General features: G+C 63.4%; 16 protein-coding genes and 2 riboswitches. Of the genes, 6 read left to right on the top strand and 10 right to left on the bottom strand.

All coding sequences use genetic code 11. From position 1 onward, the window contains the following. Positions 1-47: 47 nt before the first annotated feature. From JOE60_RS04560 to JOE60_RS04540, 5 genes are read left to right on the top strand one after another with little or no spacing between them, the layout of a single operon-like run. A complete protein-coding gene (locus JOE60_RS04560) occupies positions 48-863 on the top strand; it encodes an amino acid ABC transporter substrate-binding protein (protein ID WP_167264468.1) in 816 nt (271 codons plus the stop codon). Next, on the top strand, positions 864-1523 hold the full coding sequence (locus JOE60_RS04555) for an amino acid ABC transporter permease (RefSeq protein WP_167264467.1): 660 nt from the start codon (positions 864-866) through the stop codon (positions 1521-1523). Next, the gene (locus tag JOE60_RS04550; RefSeq protein WP_167264466.1) at positions 1510-2349 is read left to right on the top strand and encodes an amino acid ABC transporter ATP-binding protein; all 840 of its coding nucleotides are present in this window, start codon (positions 1510-1512) and stop codon (positions 2347-2349) included. Before JOE60_RS04555 ends, JOE60_RS04550 begins: the two co-directional genes overlap by 14 nt. A 39-nt stretch (positions 2350-2388) precedes the next feature. Further along, positions 2389-3285, top strand: a complete 897-nt coding sequence (locus JOE60_RS04545) for a hypothetical protein (RefSeq protein WP_239528811.1) — start codon at positions 2389-2391, stop codon at positions 3283-3285. 3 nt (positions 3286-3288) lie between these two features. Continuing rightward, on the top strand, positions 3289-4329 hold the full coding sequence (locus tag JOE60_RS04540; protein ID WP_167264464.1) for a hypothetical protein: 1041 nt from the start codon (positions 3289-3291) through the stop codon (positions 4327-4329). Positions 4330-4353: 24 nt separating this feature from the next. On the opposite strand, the gene JOE60_RS04535 is transcribed toward JOE60_RS04540, so the two are convergent. From JOE60_RS04535 to JOE60_RS04490, 10 genes are all read right to left on the bottom strand, one after another. Next, positions 4354-7383, bottom strand: coding sequence for an alpha-mannosidase (locus JOE60_RS04535; protein WP_167264463.1), 3030 nt, complete (start codon positions 7381-7383; stop codon positions 4354-4356). 95 nt (positions 7384-7478) lie between these two features. Next, positions 7479-8357, bottom strand: coding sequence for a formate dehydrogenase accessory sulfurtransferase FdhD (gene fdhD, locus JOE60_RS04530; protein ID WP_167264462.1), 879 nt, complete (start codon positions 8355-8357; stop codon positions 7479-7481). 1 nt (position 8358) lies between these two features. Further along, the gene (locus tag JOE60_RS04525; protein ID WP_167264461.1) at positions 8359-10665 is read right to left on the bottom strand and encodes an FdhF/YdeP family oxidoreductase; all 2307 of its coding nucleotides are present in this window, start codon (positions 10663-10665) and stop codon (positions 8359-8361) included. Between the two features lie 51 nt (positions 10666-10716). Continuing rightward, positions 10717-12102: a molybdopterin molybdotransferase MoeA gene (locus tag JOE60_RS04520; protein ID WP_167264460.1), complete on the bottom strand. Its 1386-nt coding sequence runs from the start codon at positions 12100-12102 to the stop codon at positions 10717-10719. Further along, complete coding sequence (locus JOE60_RS04515) at positions 12099-13064, bottom strand: DUF6457 domain-containing protein (RefSeq protein ID WP_167264459.1); 966 nt, start codon at positions 13062-13064, stop codon at positions 12099-12101. The genes JOE60_RS04520 and JOE60_RS04515 overlap by 4 nt, the downstream gene beginning before the upstream one ends. A gap of 42 nt (positions 13065-13106) precedes the next feature. Then, on the bottom strand, positions 13107-13607 hold the full coding sequence (locus tag JOE60_RS04510; RefSeq protein WP_167264458.1) for an HNH endonuclease: 501 nt from the start codon (positions 13605-13607) through the stop codon (positions 13107-13109). A gap of 412 nt (positions 13608-14019) precedes the next feature. Then, positions 14020-14805 (bottom strand): NlpC/P60 family protein, encoded by a 786-nt coding sequence (locus JOE60_RS04505; protein ID WP_167264457.1) that lies wholly within the window; start codon positions 14803-14805, stop codon positions 14020-14022. 100 nt (positions 14806-14905) lie between these two features. Beyond that, positions 14906-15655: a C40 family peptidase gene (locus JOE60_RS04500; protein WP_338114741.1), complete on the bottom strand. Its 750-nt coding sequence runs from the start codon at positions 15653-15655 to the stop codon at positions 14906-14908. A gap of 4 nt (positions 15656-15659) precedes the next feature. Beyond that, positions 15660-15820, bottom strand: a riboswitch (cyclic di-AMP (ydaO/yuaA leader). A 144-nt stretch (positions 15821-15964) separates the two neighbouring features. Then, complete coding sequence (locus JOE60_RS04495; RefSeq protein ID WP_167264455.1) at positions 15965-16798, bottom strand: M23 family metallopeptidase; 834 nt, start codon at positions 16796-16798, stop codon at positions 15965-15967. Positions 16799-16802: 4 nt separating this feature from the next. Further along, a riboswitch (cyclic di-AMP (ydaO/yuaA leader) is annotated at positions 16803-17045 on the bottom strand. Between the two features lie 207 nt (positions 17046-17252). Further along, positions 17253-17948 carry an iron-dependent transcriptional repressor DtxR gene (locus JOE60_RS04490; RefSeq protein ID WP_167264454.1) on the bottom strand — a complete coding sequence of 232 codons (696 nt, stop codon included), beginning with the start codon at positions 17946-17948 and terminating at the stop codon, positions 17253-17255. Positions 17949-18241: 293 nt separating this feature from the next. Between JOE60_RS04490 and serC the strand changes: the two genes are divergently transcribed. Then, on the top strand, positions 18242-19372 hold the full coding sequence (serC, locus tag JOE60_RS04485) for a phosphoserine transaminase (protein WP_167264453.1): 1131 nt from the start codon (positions 18242-18244) through the stop codon (positions 19370-19372). Positions 19373-19386: the final 14 nt, after the last annotated feature.

Below are 19386 nucleotides of genomic sequence, written 5' to 3'. Positions count from 1 at the left end.
GCAAAGCTGCGCCCACACAGCGCCCCGCCGGTGGCTAAGATGACTCCATGACAAGCCTCCGCACCCGCCGCTCCGTCCTTGCAGCTACCTTGGCCTCGGCCGCCCTGGCACTCTCCGCCTGCAGCGGCGGCACGGCTCCTGCCCAGTCCGGCGCCGATACGTCGCTTTCCGACGTCAAGTCCAAGGGCGAGCTGGTCATTGCCACCGAGGGCACGTACCGTCCGTTCAGCTTCCACGCCGACGGCGCCGGCGCGCTGACGGGCTTTGACGTGGAGATCGCCCAGGCCGTGGCAGACAAGCTGGGCGTCAAGGCCACGTTCCAGGAAACGCAGTTCGATGGCATCTTCGCCGGCCTCGAAGCCAAGCGTTTCGACACCATCGCCAACCAGATCTCCATCAACGATGAACGCAAGGCCAAGTACGAGTTCTCCTCCCCGTACACCGTGTCCACAGGCGTGGTAGTCACCAAGTCGGACAACAGCAGCATCAACAGCTTTGCCGATCTCAAGGGCAAGACCACCGCGCAGTCCCTCACCAGCAACTTCTACAAGTTGGCAGTTGAGGTCGGCGCCAACGTCCAGTCCGTCGAGGGATGGGCCCAATCCGCCACGCTGGTCCAGCAGGGACGCGTGGACGCCACCGTCAACGACAAGCTCACCTACCTGGACTACGCCAAGACCACTCCTGATTCCGGTTTGAAAGTGGCAGCAGAGGCTCCGGACAAGACCGAGAGCGCGTTGGTCTTCCGGAAGGGCTCAACCGAGCTCACCTCGGCCGTGGACAAAGCGCTCACGGATCTCCGTGCTGATGGCACCCTGGCCAAGATCTCCGAGAAGTACTTCGGCGCGGACGTCACCAAATAAATGAACTGGGACCTCATCTGGAGCTCCTTCGGCCCCATCATCACCGGCGCCGTGACGGGAACCATTCCGCTCACGTTGGCCTCGTTCGCCTTTGGCCTGGTCCTTGCGCTCGTGGTGGCCCTGCTTCGGTTGAGCCCCAATATTTTCCTATCGGGCATTGGCCGGTTCTACGTCTCGGTCATCCGCGGAACCCCGTTGCTGGTGCAGCTCTTCGTGATCTTTTATGGGCTGCCCAGCATCGGAGTGAAGCTGGACCCCTGGCCCAGCGCCATCATCGCCTTCTCCCTGAACGTTGGCGGCTACGCGGCTGAGATCATCCGCGCCGCCATCCTCTCCGTGCCCAAGGGCCAGTGGGAAGCCGGCCACACCATCGGCATGTCGCGGCCGCAGACCCTTCTGCGCATCATCCTCCCGCAGGCGGCCCGGGTGTCTGTGCCTCCGTTGTCCAACACCTTCATCTCGCTGGTGAAGGACACCTCCCTGGCCTCACTGATCCTGGTCACCGAGTTGTTCCGCAACGCCCAGCAAATCGCTGCCTTCAGCCAGGAGTTCATGGCCCTGTACCTTCAGGCTGCCTTGGTCTACTGGGTCATTTGCCTGGTCCTTTCCACCGCGCAGTCTGCCGTGGAGAGGAGATTGGACCGCTATGTCGCCCACTAACAGCCCTGACGCATCCAGCCCTGACGCATCGCCGGAACCGCAGGCGCCTGCCGTCCTGACCGCGCGGAACCTGGCCAAGGCCTTCGGCAGCAACAAGGTACTGCGGGACATCGACATCGATATTCGCCGGGGCCAGGTGGTGGCACTGATCGGCCCTTCCGGTTCGGGCAAAACCACGGTGCTCCGTTCCCTGAACGGTCTTGAAATTCCCGACGCCGGTACCGTTACCTTTGGTTCCAGCGCCGCCAACGGAACCCCGCCGGGGGACCTGTCCCTGGACTTCGGCGCCAAGGTGGGAAAGAAGGACATCGCTGCACTCCGTGACCGCAGCGCCATGGTCTTCCAGCACTACAACCTCTTCCCGCACATGACGGTCCTGAAAAATATCACCGAGGGCCCCGTCCAGGTCCAGAAACGCCCCAAAGCCGAGGCTGTTGCCGATGCAGAGCGACTGCTGGAGCGGGTGGGCCTCGCGGACAAGCGGGATGCCTACCCCTTCGAACTCTCGGGCGGCCAGCAGCAACGTGTGGGTATTGTCCGTGCGCTGGCATTGAAGCCCCAACTGCTGCTCTTTGATGAGCCCACCTCCGCACTGGACCCGGAACTCGTGGGCGATGTCCTGGGCGTCATCAAGGAACTGGCGGAAGAAGGATGGACCATGGTGATCGTCACCCACGAGCTGGCATTTGCCAAGCAGGTAGCGGACGAGGTCATCTTCATGGACGGTGGCGTGGTGGTGGAACGTGGCCCGGCTGCCGAAGTCCTGAGCGCGCCCACCCAGGAGCGCACCAAGCTCTTTGTCAAACGGCTACAGCACGATCTCTGATTGCGCGTACTCTAAGAGACACATCATTTGGGGGAAACATTGGCAGAGACACTCAGCGAGCCCGCCCGTCAACGCTCCGGCCGTACCGCACTCATCATTGTGATTGTGGTCCTGGCCCTGGTTGGTGCAGGAGTCGGCGTCTGGCTGACCACGTCCCGCTCCTCCGGCCCCAACAAAGCCGATGTTGTGCGGTTGGACAAGGAACGCACCATCGTGGACACCTCCATGAATTTGTACGATCCCCTGGTCCAGCAATTCACGGCACGCTACACCAATGCGGTGTCCGAGGACGCCGAAAAGCCTGAAATCGAGCAGGTCCTCAGCAAGGAAGGCGAGGTCCTGCAACGTGAGTCCAGGGCCAACCTGGACAGGCTGGAGCACATGACCACATCGCCGGCGCTGCAGGCCAAGGACGTCGCTGATGCCTTCGGAGCCTTCAAAGAGCACTACGGCGCAGTCATCGCCTACCAGGACCAGCAAGTCATCAACACCGTGAACATCACCCGGTCCGTGGGTGGACCCTGCGCTCCCCTGCACACCGAGCTCAACGTTGCCAGTGAGACGTATCCCGAGGACTACGTCAAAACCGCCGATGCCTGCCTGGCTGCCCTGGCCGGCGCCAAGGACAAAGCCGACGCCGAGACGGTTCAACTCCTCACTGACATCGAAAAGGTCATCAAGGAACAACGGGACAAGCAACAAAAAGCTGTGGAAGCCAAGAGCGAGTTTGAGCGGTTGGCACTGAAGACAACAGCCGCGGTGGGCCTCCTGGACATCAACCAGGCCTTCGCCAAGGCCCGGACCACCTACGAAACAACGGTCAAGGCGAAGCAAACCAAGCTCGTGGAAGATGCCAACAACTCCAACAAGGCACTTGAAACTGCCCTGAAGAAAAGCCTGGAAAGCTACAGCGCAGCCTCCGGAGGCGGGAACTAGGCCATGACCACCGAACATATCGACGCCCAGCCAGCACCGGCACCTGCACCTGCACCGAAGAAGCGGCGCTCCCTGTTGGTGGTTGCCATCATCGCCGTGGTGGTGTTGGCCATCGGAACCACTGCAGCATTCGCCGTCAACCACTTCTCAGCCCAACAGCGCAAGGAAACCCTGGCTGCCATGAAGGACGATCGCCTGGCGGTGCTCAGCGACGCCAGAAGCAAGATCCAGCCCGCCGTCAACGCCTACTTGGCGGCCTACAAGAAGGCCCGGAACGCTCCGGCTTCCCGAGACGACGCGGTCAAGGCCAGCACCACGGAGCAGGAAGAGTTCCGGAAGGCACTGGAGGCCGGCCGTGCGGCGTTGGCGGACCTCGGCGCCGGCCCTGGTGCCGAACCGGATGCCGTCCCGGTGGCAACCCGCCAGCTGAAGGAATCCAATGAAGCGTACTTCACGTACATGGAGGGGCTGGTGGAGTCCTACCCGCAGTTCGAAGGCCTCTTCCGCAAGGATGACGCTGCGGGCTGCGACGGCCTCTTTGTCGGTTCCAAAGCCACCACACTGCGGGAACGCAAGACCCTGCTGACGCAGGCCGCTACGCCGTGCCGGCAAGCCGCGGGCGAGCTCAAGAAGTCCACGAATGTGGCCTACGTGGAGTTCGCGCGTACTTTCGAGAACCAAGTGGAACAGCTGGAGGCCTACGCCGAAGTCACAGCCAAGGGCGAGGAAAGCTACAACGAATTCGTCAAGCTCAAGGATGACTTCGTCCAGAAAGCGGCCGACGCCAAAACCCGGAACGCTCCTACCGAGGAAGTTCTGAAGATCGCGGACGATGCCAAGGCACTCAACACCAAGATCCGCAACAACCGGAACGATTTCGACTACGCGGCCAAACGCTACCTGGCCGGCGTGAAGGAAATGCCCGACCTCGTGGAGAAGGTCTTCGCCGAAGACGTCGCCGCCGCCATCAAACATTTTGGGTCCGTCATCCCGCTCCGGGAGCAGATACTGAAGGACAGCATCGACATGGAGCTGGCGGAGTAGCGGTCCCGCCTCCGCCGGCTCCTGTCAGCGGGTGAAACGCAACGTCACCAGCTGGAACGGCCGCAGCACCAGCCGGACCTCCTGATGATCATTCAGTGATACACCCGGCGCCTCCACCCCACGCTCCAATAAATCGGTGGCGTACGCGCCCCGTGCCTCGAAGCCGGCTGTCACCACGGCCGATGACCGTTGGCCCAAGGACTCGTAAAGCCGCACGATCACATCCCCCGAGCCATCCTCGGCAAGCTTGACGGCCTCCACCACCACAGCCGGATTGGAGACTGCCAGCAGCGGCGCCACCGGGGAAGCACCCGTGACAAAACGCGGCTTCAGGTTGGTCCGGTAGCCTTCCTCCACAGCATCCGCGATTGTCGCTGCAGGCCTGATGGACAGCTCCAGCGTGTGCTCGCCCCGGTCCGCGTCCGGATCAGGGAAACGGGCTGACCGCAGCAGCGAGGTGCGGACCGTCGTCGTCGTTCCACCATCGGTGCGGACGGCCCTGGTGACGTCGTGTCCGTAACTGGAGGAGTTGGTGACGGCCACGCCATAGCCGGGTTCGGCCACCTGGATCCAGCGGTGGGCGCAGATTTCGAACTTGGCTGTTTCCCAGGACGTGTTGGTGTGGGTGGGACGGAAGACGTGGCCGAACTGTGTTTCGGACGCCGAGTGGTTCGCACGGACGTCCAGCGGAAAGGCAATTTTCAACATCTTCTCGCGTTCCTGCCAGTCCACGCTGGTGGAAATCCCCAGCGAGGCCGCACCGGCGTCGAGGCTGATGCGCTGCACCATGGTGGACGAGCCCACCGAACGCCTGACCACCACAACCACGCCGTGATCCGTGCGCTCCAGGTGGATCGCATCCGCGTCCGTCAGGGGCGTGACGTTGCGCCGGTAAAATTCTTCGATGTCCCAGGCATCCCACTCATTGGGGGTGTCCCTGAAGAGCTCCAACAGGTTGCCGGGCTGACCCGGAGCGATTGCCTCGCGCCCGCTGCTGTAGTCCACCAGGGAGGTCAACAGGCCGCCGGCATCCAGGACCGCCCGGAGAATGCCGTTGTCCAGGACATAACCGCCCCCTGCTTCCTCCGCCTGCACCGTATTTCCCGCACTGCCGGCTTCAGCGATGGACAACGCTGCAACACCGGATCTGGCGTGGGGGGTGGCGTTCAGCAGCAGCTTCTTTTCACCTTGTCCCACCAAGGCTTGCGCCGCATTGGCGATGATCGCTTCCAGGTCCCTGCCGATGGCCTCGTAATTCCGTTCGGCATCCTGGTGCACCCAGGCAATGGAGCTGCCCGGAAGGATGTCGTGGAATTGCTGGAGCAGGACCAGTTGCCACAGTCGCTTCAACTCGGCCTGCGGGTAGGTGTAGTCCCCACCCAGGCGTACTGCCGCCGTGGAGCACCAGAGCTCGGCTTCCCGCAGGAGATGCTCACTGCGGCGGTTGCCACGCTTGGTTTTGGCCTGGCTGGTGTAGGTGCCCCGATGCATCTCCAGGTACATCTCCCCCACCCAGACAGGAAGGTTGCTGTACTCAGCCTCGGCCGCCGTGAAGAACTCCCGGGCGGATCCCATGCGGACCTTCGGCGAGCCTTCCAGATCAGCCGTGCGGTGCGCTGCAGCTACCATTTCACGGGTGGGACCGCCACCGCCGTCGCCGTATCCGAACGGCACCAGGGACATGGTGCCCCGGCCGTGGTCGCGGTAATTCCGCTCAGCGTGCGCCAGCTCGCGTCCGTGCAGTTCGGCATTGTAGGTATCAACCGGCGGGAAGTGCGTGAACAAGCGGGTCCCGTCGATGCCCTCCCATGTGAAGGTGTGGTGGGGCATCCGGTTGACCTTGTTCCAGGAAATCTTCTGGGTAAGGAACCAGCGTGAACCTGCCGCTTTGACGATCTGCGGGATGGCGCCCGAGTAGCCAAACGAATCAGGCAGCCACGCTTCCTGGCATTCGACGTCGAATTCCTTCAGGAAGAAGCTCTTACCCTCAACAAACTGGCGGGCCATGGCTTCGCCGCCGGGCATGTTGGTGTCCGATTCCACCCACATACCGCCGACGGGGATGAACTGCCCCGCTTTGACTTTCTCCCGGATCCTGACAAAAAGCTCGGGGAAGAACTCCTTCATCCACGCCATCTGCTGCGCGGAGGAACAGGAAAACACAAAATCCGGGTCCTCGTCCATCAGGGCTACCACATTGGAGAACGTCCGTGCGCATTTCCGGATGGTTTCACGGACCGGCCACAACCACGCCGAATCGATGTGCGCGTGGCCGGTGGCCAGGAGTTTGTGCGCGGAGGCGTAGGCCGGACGGGACAGAACTTCCTTGAGGGCCTCGCGTCCAGCCGCTGCCGTTCCGGCAACGTCGTCCGGGTCCATGACGTCCAGCATGCGCTCCAGCGCCCGCAGGATCTCGTTGCGCCGGGGCAACTCCGGGGGCAACTCGTGCATGAGGCTGCTCAGGGTCCAGACGTCCTGGTTGAGTTCCCACACCGTTTCGTTCAGTTCGGCCATGGCAATCCGGCCAAAGCGGTACCGGGGCTCGTCACCGGATGTGGCCTTGTCCCCCAACGGTGTGGGAGCAAAGGACCAGCCCTGGGCAACGTCCGGGTTGGCTGCGGCTTCAACGTAGAAGTCCACGGAATGCCCGCCACCCAGCAGTTTCAGGGGGACGTGGTAGTTCCTGGGTGAGATCGCCTTAATGATGCTGCCATCTGCCCGCCAGGCAGTTCCCTCGCACTGGAACCCGGGGACATCGCTGTTGAAGCCAAGGTCAACAATGATCTCCACGGCCGTGCCATCAGCCATTCCCCAGTCCTCGGGTACCTCGCCCTGCAGCCGCAGCCACTTGGTGCTCCAGGCGCTGCCCCATGCCGCGCCGTGCTCCTGCGGGGTGAAGAGTTGACGCATCGCCTCGGCCGCCGGCACAGGTTCTCCGGGGGCATCCCAGCTGCTCATCTCCAAGGGGATGGCCCTGCCGTAGATGCCCGGAAGGATGCGTTCCCGGACAAACCGATCCAGGCGCTGTTCGGTGATCCGGCGATCGTCGTGCAACTATTTCCCCTTTTGGACTAGCCCGTGGTTCCATTCGATGGATAAAATCTACGTTGTTCCAGACCAATAGCCAAGCGCGCCGGCGGGTGGGCGAATCACTGCCCGCCTACGAGGGGGGATGCGTCAAGTATCCTGTCACGTCCCGCATAAACGTTCAGGCTCGCGCCGCGGCTGAACCCCACCAAAGTGACTCCGGATTCCTCTGCCAGCTCCACGGCCAGGCTGGAAGGAGCGCTGACGGCCGCCAGGACCGGAATACCCGCCATGGCGGCTTTCTGGACAAGTTCGAAGGAAGCCCTGCCGGATACCTGGAGAACCGTGCCCTTCATGGGCAGCAGGCCGGAGCGCAGGCCCCACCCCACCACTTTGTCCACTGCGTTATGCCGGCCCACGTCCTCGCGCAGGCACAGCAACTCGGTGGTTCCGTCGTCGTGGATCCTGAAGAGTCCAGCGGCGTGGACGCCACCGGTCTTGTCGAACACCGCCTGCGCCTCGCGCAGTTTGTCCGGCAGGGCGGCGAGCGCCCGGACCGGCACGGTGACATCGTCCCCGCGCGGACTGTGGTGGGATGCTTTGCGGACCGCTTCGATCGAGTCGGTCCCGCAAATCCCGCAGGAGCTGGAGGTGTAGACGTTACGGCCGGTGTCGGGGCGCACCACGTCCGGACGGAGCTGCGCGTCCACCACATTGAAAGTCTGGACGCCGTTTTCGTCCTCCCCGGAACAGAAGCGTTCCGAGACCAGCTGCCCGGGCTCCCAGATCACGCCTTCGGAAACCAGGAAGCCCGCCACCAGGTCAAAATCATCACCGGGGGTGCGCATGGTTACCGAGAAGGACATCTCCCCCAGCCGGATTTCCAGTGGTTCCTCCACGGCCAGGACGTCTTCCTTGATCCGGACCGGGTAGTCCAGCGCCTGCTGGGAGCCGTCCAGCACGAACTTGTGGATCTTGCGGCGCTGCGTGACACGTCCCATGTCAGCCTCCGTTACTCTCATGCCGGACAAAGCGTACTGTCATGGCTTTGTATCCGGGCGTGTTGGATTCCCTGGCCACAAGCTCCCGGTGGACCAGCGCATTGGCTTCCGGGAAGTAGGCGGCAGCACACCCCTTGGCCGTGGGGTAGGCGATGAGCCTGAACTTGTTGGCACGCCGCTCGGTTCCCGCGAAGGTGGAGATGACGTCCACCAGGTCCCGGTCCTTGAAGCCCAGTTCTGTCAGGTCCTCGGCATGGACCAGAATGACACGGCGGCCATCTGACACTCCGCGGTAGCGGTCATCCAGCCCGTAGAAGGTGGTGTTGTATTGGTCGTGGCTGCGCACCGTCTGCAGGATGAGGTGCCCAGGGGGCGCTTCCAGGTACTCCAGCGGCCGCACGGAGAACCTGCCCTTGCCACTGTCCGTGGCGAAAGTACGGGTGTCCCGGGGCGGGTTGGGGAGGACAAATCCGTTTTTGGTGCGGACCCTGGCGTTGTAGTTCTCAAAGCCCGGAATGACCCGGGAGATGTGGTCACGGATGACATCGTAATTCTCCGCCATGGCCCGCCAGTCCACACTGTGGTCATCGCCCAGGGTTGCCTGGGCCATGCGGGCCACAATCACCGGCTCGCTGAGGAGGTGCTCGGAGACGGGAGCCAGCCGTCCCTGGGTCTTGTGGATCACGGACATGGAGTCTTCCACAGAGAGGAATTGTTTGCCTGTGGGGTGGTGCTGGTCCATGTCGGTCCTGCCCAACGTGGGGAGGATCAGGGACGTTTCGCCGTGGACCACGTGGGCACGGTTTGGCTTGGTGGAGATGTGCACAGTGAGCCCGGCCCGTTTCAGCCCGGCCTCCAGGGCAACTGTGTCGGAGCCCGCGGCAGCAAAGTTTCCGCCCATGGACACAAAGACGTCCACCTCTCCCTTTTCCAAGGCGTGCTGGGTCTCCACAGAGTCATAGCCGTGTTCACGCGGCATACTGAAGCCGAACTCCCTGTCCAGGCCCGCCAGGAAGGATTCCTTGGGCTTCTCCCAGATACCCATGGTCCGGTCGCCCTGGACGTTCGAGTGGCCACGGACGGGGCAGGCGCCCGCCCCGGGTTTACCGAAGTTGCCTTGGAGCAGCAGCAGGTTGATGATCTCGCGCAGGGTATCCACCGAGTGCGGCTGCTGGGTCAGGCCCAGGGCCCAGCAGATCACGGTGCCCTTGGACGCAGCCATCATGCGGGCTGCCGTGGTGATCTCGTCCCGGGTGAGGCCGGTGGCCCGCTCCGTGACGTCCCAGTCCAGTACCGAGCGTGCTTCTTTGTAGGCCTCGAAGCCCTCGGTTTGTTCCTGGATGAAGGAATGGTCGACGACGGTCCCCGGGTTGCGTCGCTCTTCCTCCAGGAGGAGGTGGCCCAGCGCCTGGAACAGGGCGAGGTCTCCGCCCACCTTGATCTGCAGGAACTCATCGGCAATGGGCGTGCCACCGCCGATGACGCCGTTAATGGACTGGGGGTCCTTGAAATTCAGCAGCCCCGCTTCCGGGAGCGGGTTGACGGCAATGATCTTTCCGCCATTATTCTTGCAGTCCCTCAGGGCGGACAGCATGCGGGGGTGGTTGGTGCCCGGGTTCTGGCCAACCACCAGGACCAGCTGGGCGTGGTGGATGTCTTCCAGTGACACGGTCCCCTTGCCGATTCCGATGGTGGGGTTCAGTGCGCTGCCTGAGGACTCGTGGCACATATTTGAACAGTCGGGAAGGTTGTTGGTGCCGAGGCTCCTGGCAAACAGCTGGTACATGAAGGCGGTCTCGTTGGCCGTTCGCCCGGAGGTGTAGAACACGCAACGGTCAGGGGTGGTTGCGTTGATGTGCTCACCGATCAACGCAAAGGCGTCACCCCAGCTGATGGGCTGGTAGTGGGTTCCGCCCGGCTTGATGACCACCGGTTCGGAGATCCGCCCTTGGCTCCCCAACCAGTACTCGGTCTTCTCTTCCAGGTCCGCAAGGGAATGCTCCGCCCAGAAGGAGGCATCCACCGTCCGGGTGGTGCTTTCCTCGGCGATTGCCTTGGCTCCGTTTTCGCAGAACTCCGCGGGGCTGCGGCGCCCGGTGATGGATTCGGGCCAGGCGCAGCCCGGGCAGTCGAATCCGTCATGCTGGTTGACCCTGAGCATGGACCGGACGGTGCGGGAAACCCCGGCCTGGGCGTAGCCACGTTCCAGGGCCACTGTGACGGCCTTGACTCCGGCTGCGGCTCGTTTGGGCGGATGGATCTGCAGGTCATCTTCGTTGATGTCCTGTTGGGGAGCATGCCTGTTCATAGCTCCATCATTGCACTTTGCGGGGCCCGGCACGCTCCCCCTTGAGGACGCTCAGGAATCCAGTGCGCTCCAGTCCACAGGCCCCGCCGGGGCCTTCTTCGCCGTCCGGACCGGCGGCTTGCGCGCCTTCTCACCGGCCGGTTTTGGCAGTGGCAGGGGCTTGCCCCACGGCAACGCAAAAGCCTGGACCAGCTCCCCCATCTGGACGCCGTGGGGCGGTACCACCATCACACCGTCCGCGGCAGCCAAACCGCGCATCATTCCAGGGCCCGCATGCTGCGTGGGCGACGCCAGTCCGTACATCAACCTGAACGGCATCAAGCGGGTGCGCCCGGGCTCGGCGTCGAGCATGGTCCCGCAGGGGACACTTCCGATCTCTTCCGGCTTCTGGTGGCCCAAAGCCGCCAACAGCGGCGCCCCCACTGTGAACATGGCCATCATGGCCGCCAAAGGATTTCCCGGCAAACCAAGAATGAACCTGCCATCGGGCAACTCCGCCAACACTGCGGGGTGGCCGGGACGCATGGCGATGCCATTGATCAGCAACCGCCCACCCAGTTCGGCAACGGCCCGCCTGAAATGGTCGGTTCCGGAGAGGCCCGTCCCACCAGTGGTAATTACGACGTCGGCCGGAGGCTCCATGCCAGCGTCCGCTCCGTCCGCGTCGGGTTCGTCCGCGTCGGGTTCGTCTGCGTCCGATCCGTCTGCGACGGGCTCGTCATCCCGGAGCGCTTCCAGCCAGTCCTCGTAGGAGTCCCCCACCCGGAGTTTCTCCCCTGCAATTCCGCCCAGCATTTCCACCACAGTTCCCAGCTGCGGCCCGAAAGTGTCACGGACCTTGCCCGGCTGGGGCCTGCCCTTCCCCACTACCTCGGCCCCCGTCAGGAGGAACCTCACCAGCGGCTTGCCCAGCACCTGGAGGGTGTCCAGGCCTGCCAGTGCGGCCAAAGCTATATGCGCAGGGTTCAGAACGGTACCGGCTTTCAGCAACACATCACCCTCGGCGGCTTCTTCGCCGGCCCTGCGGATATGCTGCCCATTGCGAGGCTCCCCCGGCTTGGCCGAGCCGCCCAGCGCCAGGACCGGCAGGCCGTCGTCGTCCATGGTGATCACTCCGCTTTCACGGCGGAGCACAGCCTTGGCGCCCGGGGGAATCAAACCCCCAGTGGCGATGGGGCTCGCCTGATGCGGGGCCAGTCGGCTGCCGGGATCACTGAGGATCCACGGCCCGCTTCCGTTGACAGCCCAACCATCCATGGCCGACGAAGCATAGTGCGGCATGTCCTGGGCGGCCAGGGCATCTTCCGCCAGCGTGCGTCCGATCGCCGAAGCCAGCGGAACACGGCCTGCAGGAATCGGCGCCACGTCAAAGGCGCGTTGGCGGGCTTCCTGCCAGGTGTGTGCCGCGTGGTGGCCCTCGCCGGGGGCCCCGGTCATTCGCTGTCAGCCCCGGATTCCGAGTACTCCTTGGCAACCCTGCGGGCCACGTCCAAGGCAGCGCTCATGGCAGTATCATCGCTTGCCTGCCCAATACCACGCGCCATTCCGGCAGCGTATCCGGCGATGAAGGTGGCCAGCGGCGCGGCCGGACGTACCACCGAGTGTGCGGCCACTCCTGCAACTGCCAATACCTCATTGACGTCCACGTCGACGCCCTCAAGCTCAAATGCCTGCAGCAATGCCCGGCACCACTCTTCAAGTGTTTCTTCCTGGCTCTTCACGTCCGCCTCCAACTCATGGTCAATGCCCAGCGCTGCGGCGTCCTCCCACGTGTCCACGTCGTCCGTGGATCCTTCGGGGACTTTGACGTCCAGCAGGTTCAGCCTAGCAAGCAGCCGGAACACCGGAGAGTCTGTTAAGCCCCCGCTCTGCCCGGCTGCAGCCACTTCCCGTTCAAGTGCGGCCGTGTTGTAGACACCAAGCAGGGGTTGCTTCCGGCCATCGGCTGAGACAGCCATGACACCTTCCAGTTCCTTGCTGTCCGTGCCGACCATCCTGCCGGCGTCCCCAAGGGCGTCCACTGCCGATGCCAAAGCCGGGAGTCCACGGCCGGCATGGGGCATGTCGCAGGCCAGGACCAATGTCCACGGCGCAGTATGGCCCGCCGCCTTCAGTGCCGCCAATCCAGCAGCCATGGCCGCCGCCGGTCCTGCGAACGCCGGTTGCTCCCGCGCCCGGAGAATCATCTGCGGCTCCCGAGGATCTGCACCAGTGCCTGCCCCGGTGTCTCCCCCAGGTTCTGTACCCCCCGGCCCCACCACCACCACAGCTTCAGCACCCCGGGCAGTCTGCAGGGCAAGCGAAAGGAGGGACGCGCCGTCGTACCTTAACAAGGGTTTGGGCACGCCACCGAGGCGGGTGGCCCGGCCACCCGCCAGGATCACGGCATTGAACTCCATCCGCCCAGATTACCGGGACGGGTGGAGGTCAGCAGAAATCGATCAGGCAGCGGATTCCGGCAGCAGGAACGGGTCCCAGTCCGGCGCAGGTTTCTCGAGTTCCTTGATCTGCCACATGGTTCCCTGGGGCACACCTGGTTTGAAACGGAGCTTCCACCCCATCTCGGCGAGGGTGTGATCGCTTTTGGCGTTGTTGCATTTCAAGCACGCCGCAACCAGGTTTTCCCAGGAATCCGCGCCGCCCCTGGATTTGGGGTGGACGTGGTCTATGGTGTGGGCTGTTTTGCCGCAATAGGCGCACCGGTGACCGTCGCGGCGGAGAACCCCGCGGCGGCTCACGGCGGTGACCTTGTTGTACTTGGGACGGATGTAGCGGTTAAGGAGGATCACGGACGGGCGTCCAAGAATCTCCTGTGGCCCGACGACAGGCTCGTCGCCTTCGGCCACCACGCTTGCTTTCCCAGTCAGCACAAGGACCAGCGCCCGGCGGAATGTCACAACCGCCAGCGGTTCATATCCAGCATTCAGAACGAGTGTGCGCATGCACGTACCTCTTCACGGCCGCACCCGTCAGGGGCACGAGGGCCGGCTGCCCTCTGCATGTACGGGCTGTGGATCGACAAGATAAGGGTAAGCACTCATATGCCGTATCAACGAATTATTCTTGCGTTTCCGCGGGCGGGTCGCTGAATGTTCATGCGTGGTTCATTAAGTGTGGCTGAATCCGGGCGTCCGGAGTTGCGTGCCGTCGCCACCTACTTTGAAACCGGAACCCCTGCGCCGCGCCGATATTCCGGGGGTGTCGCAGGGTCTTGAGTAGCAATGTGGGTGGTGGCGGCACGGCCTGACAAGGGCATTGAACCCGGGCTGCGGGGGCTATGCCAGGCAAAGGGCTGTTAAAAGCAGGACACCCCGCCGGCCTGGGCCTGCGGGGTGTCCTGAAGAAAAGTTGTTATCAGCCGTTGACGCGGATGAAGACCGGGCCGGAGCCCACGTTGACGCTGAACAGCGCCGTGGTGGAGCCGTTCCAGCCGCCGTGAACAGCCATGCCGTTGCCGACATAAACGGCGATGTGCGCCTGTCCGGCCAGACCGCCATTGGCGTAGTAGGCGAGGTCGCCCGGCTGGGCTTCAGCAGCGCTGACCGTGCGGCCCAAAGAAAGGTAGCCTGCGGGCCAATCGTGGAAGTGGATGCCCACTGCAGCCAACGAGTTGGTGACCAGCATGGTGCAGTCCTGGGTTACACCCAACTGGGCGTAGGCTGCGGCAGCAATTGCTGCACCGATGCCGCTGGAGGCTGCAGGTGCCTTGGCAGCAGCAGGTGCTGCGCTGCTCACGGCAACGTTGGCAGTGCTGGTGGAAGCGGTGGTGGTGGCCGTTGCCTTGGTCTCAGCCTTGGCTTCTGCCGCCGGAGCCTTCTTCTCCACGGGAGGCGGTGCCTGAACCGTGGTGACCACGGGACGCTCGTAGGAGATGTCCACGGTGGAGTCAGCGGCGATGGTGGACTGGACCACGGCCTGGACGTCCAACGTGGAAGTGGAGGTGGACTCGCGGTCAACCTTGGTGTCTGCTGCGTTGGCAGCGATACCGCTGGTCAGGACCAAGCCGGAAGCTGCAGCGATGACTGCAGCCTGGCGGCCAACAGTACCTGCGTTGCCGCTGACAGCCTTGGCAATCATGGCAAGCGAGCTGGTCTTGGGGGCCTCGGCTCGATGCCGTGCAATGTTCTGTGCACTGGTCATGATTTTCTCTTTTCGTGTCCACGGGCAGGTGGGGTTGCACGCGGGTATTGGGTGCGCCAGCACTTGGGGGCATGCTGGCTCACCCCGAACCGGATATTTTCTAGCGGAGGGTAAAGAAGGAGGAGGTGCCTGTGGAGGCTGCCGAGTGCAGGAGCGTTCCCTGGCCCGGGTTCAAGGCGCTGATCATCATGCCGTTGCCAACGTAGATGCCAACGTGTGCGCCGCCGTTCTGCATGACCAAGTCACCAGGCTGGGGGTTGCTGGTGGGCTTCATGGCAGTCCATGCGTTGACGCGGGGGATGCTGATGCCGGCCTGGGCGTAGACCCACTGGGTGAACCCGGAGCAGTCCCAGCCGTTGGGGGTGGTGCCGCCCCATACGTAGGGGTGGCCGATTCCGGTGTACGCAATGGCGGCGAGACCCGAAGCAGATGCACTGGAAGCTGAAGACGGAGCGTCGGCGGATTTGGCCGTGACGTCACCGGCGGTTGCCTGGGTGTCGTTGGAGGCTGCGCGCTGGGTGGTGGTCTGCGCTGCGCGCTGGACAACCTTGGGAGCCTCTTTGGTAACCACTACGGGGCTTTCGAAGGCAACCGTGGCGGTGGGCTCGGCGGTGACGACGGCGGTGGCCACCAGTTGCTGGGTGCTGGAAGCTTCTGCTTTGGAGACGTCGGTGTCGGCAGCAGTGGCCGGGAGGCCAACGCTGAGGACGAGGCCTGATGCTGCTGCCAGGACTACGGCCTGACGGCCAACGGAACCGGCATTTGACGAAACAGCCTTGGAAAGAGTGTTCAAGGGGTTCGTGCGAACCGTTTCAGCGCGATGGCGCGCAGGGGTAGTGCGTGATGACACGTAGGTAGCCTCTCCCAATGCCTGCGAGGTGAGCTGTCGGATTCGGATGGGAGTCATCCGGCCGCGCTGCTTCGAAGAAGCTTTGCGACTTAACCCCAAGGCCTCCTGATGAAGGCCATAAGTGGTTCCCCCGCCCCTGCCAGACGATTTATGCGAACGGATCCCGAGTAGTGGCAGAGCTAGGCAATCCACTCGAGTGCACCGGCCCCCTAAACAGCCGATGCGCTTTGAACGGTACAACAGTTGAACGCGAATGTCACATTCAGGTCACGGTGTGTCTCCAAATTCGAGAGACAACCATCAACTGGCTTAGAGCCAGCCCATGGGGTCTACAACTTCGCCATTGACCTGAACCTCGAAGTGGAGGTGGCAGCCAGTGGATGCGCCCGTGGTTCCGCTGAGCGCAACGGTATCGCCGCGCGTCACGGTGTCCCCCACCTTGACGGTGAAGGAAGACAAGTGGTTGTACGTGGTTTCGAGGCCGTTGCCGTGATCGATGACCACGCGGTTGCCTCCCCCGTACTCGTGCCAGCCGGCGAAGGTGACCTTGCCGGTGGCAGCAGCGTGGACAGCCGTGCCGCACTGGGCAACGAAGTCCTGGCCGCGGTGGAAGTCACCCGTGCCGCCCGTGAGGGGGCTGACGCGGTAGCCGAAGGGCGATGCCGTAGTCAGGGTGTCCAGGGGGCTGGCCATGGTGCCTACCGACGAGGCGCGCTGGATGCTGCCGGCGGACTGGGCGCTCAGCAACTGCTTGAGCTTGCCGTCCGGGTCAGCGGCCGTAGCGACGGCTGCGCGGCTGAAATCGATCTTGGCTGATGCTGCGGCGGAAACCTCGGGCTGGCTGCCGGCGGCGGCAACAGCCAGCGCAGACTCCGTCTGGCCTGATTCCGACGTCGCCATGACCGGGCTGGTCGCTGGCAGACCGACAGTCAGGGCAAGGCCGGTAGCGGCAAGCGCTACTCCGGCTTTCTGCCCGACGCCACTGGCTGCAGCGAAGTCGGCAACCTGGCGCAATGGGCTCTTACGGCGGCGGACTTGGCGCTCGGTGTCGCGGGGCCGGATCTCCATTGTGGCGCGGGCTGGCCGCAGCTCAACAGCGGGGCCGGACGCGCGGCGGCGGCCCCTGACGTTCTGCGATGTCAAACTCTGTTCCTCTCTGAAAAGCCTACGAAGTTAGCTGTCGGATTCGGGTCAGAGAGTTCAAAGACCCGGTCCGCACGAAGCGCTCACGGCACAGGGGTATCCCAGGAAGGGACCTGCGTCAGTGGGTACTTCTGCTGCGGACTTCACCCCAAGGCTGCTTCTTTAGACAGCCGCTTGTGGTTCCCCCGCCTCTGCCAGTGCTGGATGACACACCTCATCCGCTGGCAGAGCTCGGCTCCGGATAAGGTAACGCTTTGGTATCAGCGCTAGTAGTTAACTATAGGGGATTAAGTCCCGTAGTAATAAATTCGTTATCAACAGGAATCGCCGTGATCGAGGGGCCGCTGTATCACCTATCCCGGAAAACCGCAGGTCACGGACGTGGGCGCGGAGAAAAAGTGAAACCGCACACGGCTCTCAGGGGCGCGTGGTTACTTCCGGTTAAGGGTGTCCCTCAGTTGAGCGAGACGAAGACGTGCGCAGCTACCTCGGGGGGCAGTTCCAGCGCACCTTCGATCCCGGGAACCCGCACGGAGATGTACTCCCCAACCCGGGCCAACGACACGGCAGCCCCCGGGCGGATTCCGCCTTCGTCCAGCTGGGTCAGGAGCTCGGGCTCCACCTGGATGGGTTCAGCGAGGCGGCTGACAACCACGCGGGAATCAGAGCCGTATCCATCCATGGCCTGGAGAAGGTTGACATCAGGCCGCGGGAAAGGCTGCGCAGGCAATCCACCCAGTGCTTCCAGCCCCGGAATCGGGTTGCCGTAGGGAGACTCTGTGGGATGCTCCAGAAGTTCATACAGGCGGCGCTCCACACGCTCACTCATGACGTGTTCCCAGCGGCAGGCCTCATCGTGGACGTAAGCCCAATCCAGGCCGATGACATCCGCCAAAAGGCGCTCGGCCAGCCGGTGCTTCCGCATGACCTCGGTGGCACGCTTCCGTCCGGCCTCGGTCAGCTCCAAGTGGCGGTCGTTGGAAACAATCACCAGGCCATCGCGTTCCATGCGGCCGATGGTTTGAGAGACAGTGGGACCGGAGTGGCGCAACCGCTCCGCGATGCGTGCCCTGAGCGCCACAATGTTCTCTTCTTCAAGTTCCAAAATGGTCCGAAGATACATCTCAGTGGTATCGATCAGATCCGTCATCCAGCTCAGCTCTCCTCGAACGCAGTTCCTTGCGTAATCTCCACCGTACAGCGTCATCCGCCGGGGCGGCCTGTGCGCGCCCCCGGCCCTTGAACACCGACCTCCAGCCTAGCTTATTTGGAATTACTCTGGATAATTCCGGTCGCATTGTGTTGATGCGCATTCCACGTACCGGACTATGACGGACGCAGGTTCCTGCTCAAGCCCCCCTTCAGGCAGAATTGGGATGTCGATGGGGCAGTCCATGCCGCCTGCCACCTCCCCTCTCTAGTCGATACCCATTGGAGCCACACGTGAGCGACAACAGCATCACCATTCCCGCCGGGCTGCTGCCCAAAGACGGACGATTCGGCGCTGGGCCGTCCAAAGTCCGCCCCGAACAGATCGAGGCGTTGTCAGCGGCATCGTCAACCATCCTGGGCACGTCCCACCGGCAAGCTCCCGTCAAGAACCTGGTGGGCTCAGTCCGCGAGGGGCTCAGCGGGTTCTTCCGCGCACCCGAGGGCTATGAGGTTGTCCTTGGCGTGGGAGGCTCCACCGCGTTTTGGGATGTGGCTGCGTTTGGGCTCGTAGAGAAGAAGGCCCAGCACCTTTCTTTCGGTGAGTTCGGTTCCAAGTTCGCCGCCGCCACCAACAAGGCGCCGTTCCTTGAAGCTTCCTCCATCATCAAGGCTGATCCCGGTACCCGTCCGGTAGCCGCAGCCGAGGCTGGAGTGGACGTTTACGCGTGGCCCCAGAACGAGACGTCCACGGGCGTCGCTGCCCCCGTGAAGCGCGTCGAAGGCACGGACGAGGGCGCCTTGGTCCTGGTGGATGCCACCTCGGCCGCCGGCGGCCTTGACGTGGATGTTTCCGAATCGGACGTCTACTACTTCGCCCCGCAGAAGAACTTTGCATCCGACGGCGGTCTCTGGCTCGGCCTCTTCTCCCCCGCCGCCCTTGACCGGGCTGCCCGGGTGAAAGCCTCGGGACGTTGGATCCCTGACTTCCTTGACCTGCAGACGGCGATCGACAATTCAAGGCTCAACCAGACGTACAACACGCCGTCGCTCTCCACGCTGGTGACTTTGGACGCCCAGGTGCAGTGGCTGAACAGCAACGGTGGTTTGGACTTCGCCAGCAAGCGCACCGCCGATTCCGCCAACCGCATCTACAGCTGGGCCGAGGCCTCGGAGTACGCCACGCCGTTCGTTGCCAAGGCGGAAGACCGCTCCAACGTCATCGCCACCATCGACTTCGACGATTCGATCGACGCTGCCGCCATCGCCAAGGTGCTGCGGGCCAACGGCATCGTGGATACCGAGCCGTACCGCAAGCTGGGCCGCAACCAGCTGCGTATCGCCACCTTCGTTGCGATCGAGCCGGATGACGTGTCCGCGCTCCTGGCCAGCATCGACTACGTTGTGGGCGAACTGAAGAAGTAGGGAAAAGCCAAGGA

Source organism: Paenarthrobacter ilicis, assembly GCF_016907545.1.
Lineage (GTDB): Bacteria > Actinomycetota > Actinomycetes > Actinomycetales > Micrococcaceae > Arthrobacter > Arthrobacter ilicis.
The sequence above is the reverse complement of the archived record's forward strand: the minus strand, read 5'-3'. Positions and strand labels throughout refer to the sequence as shown.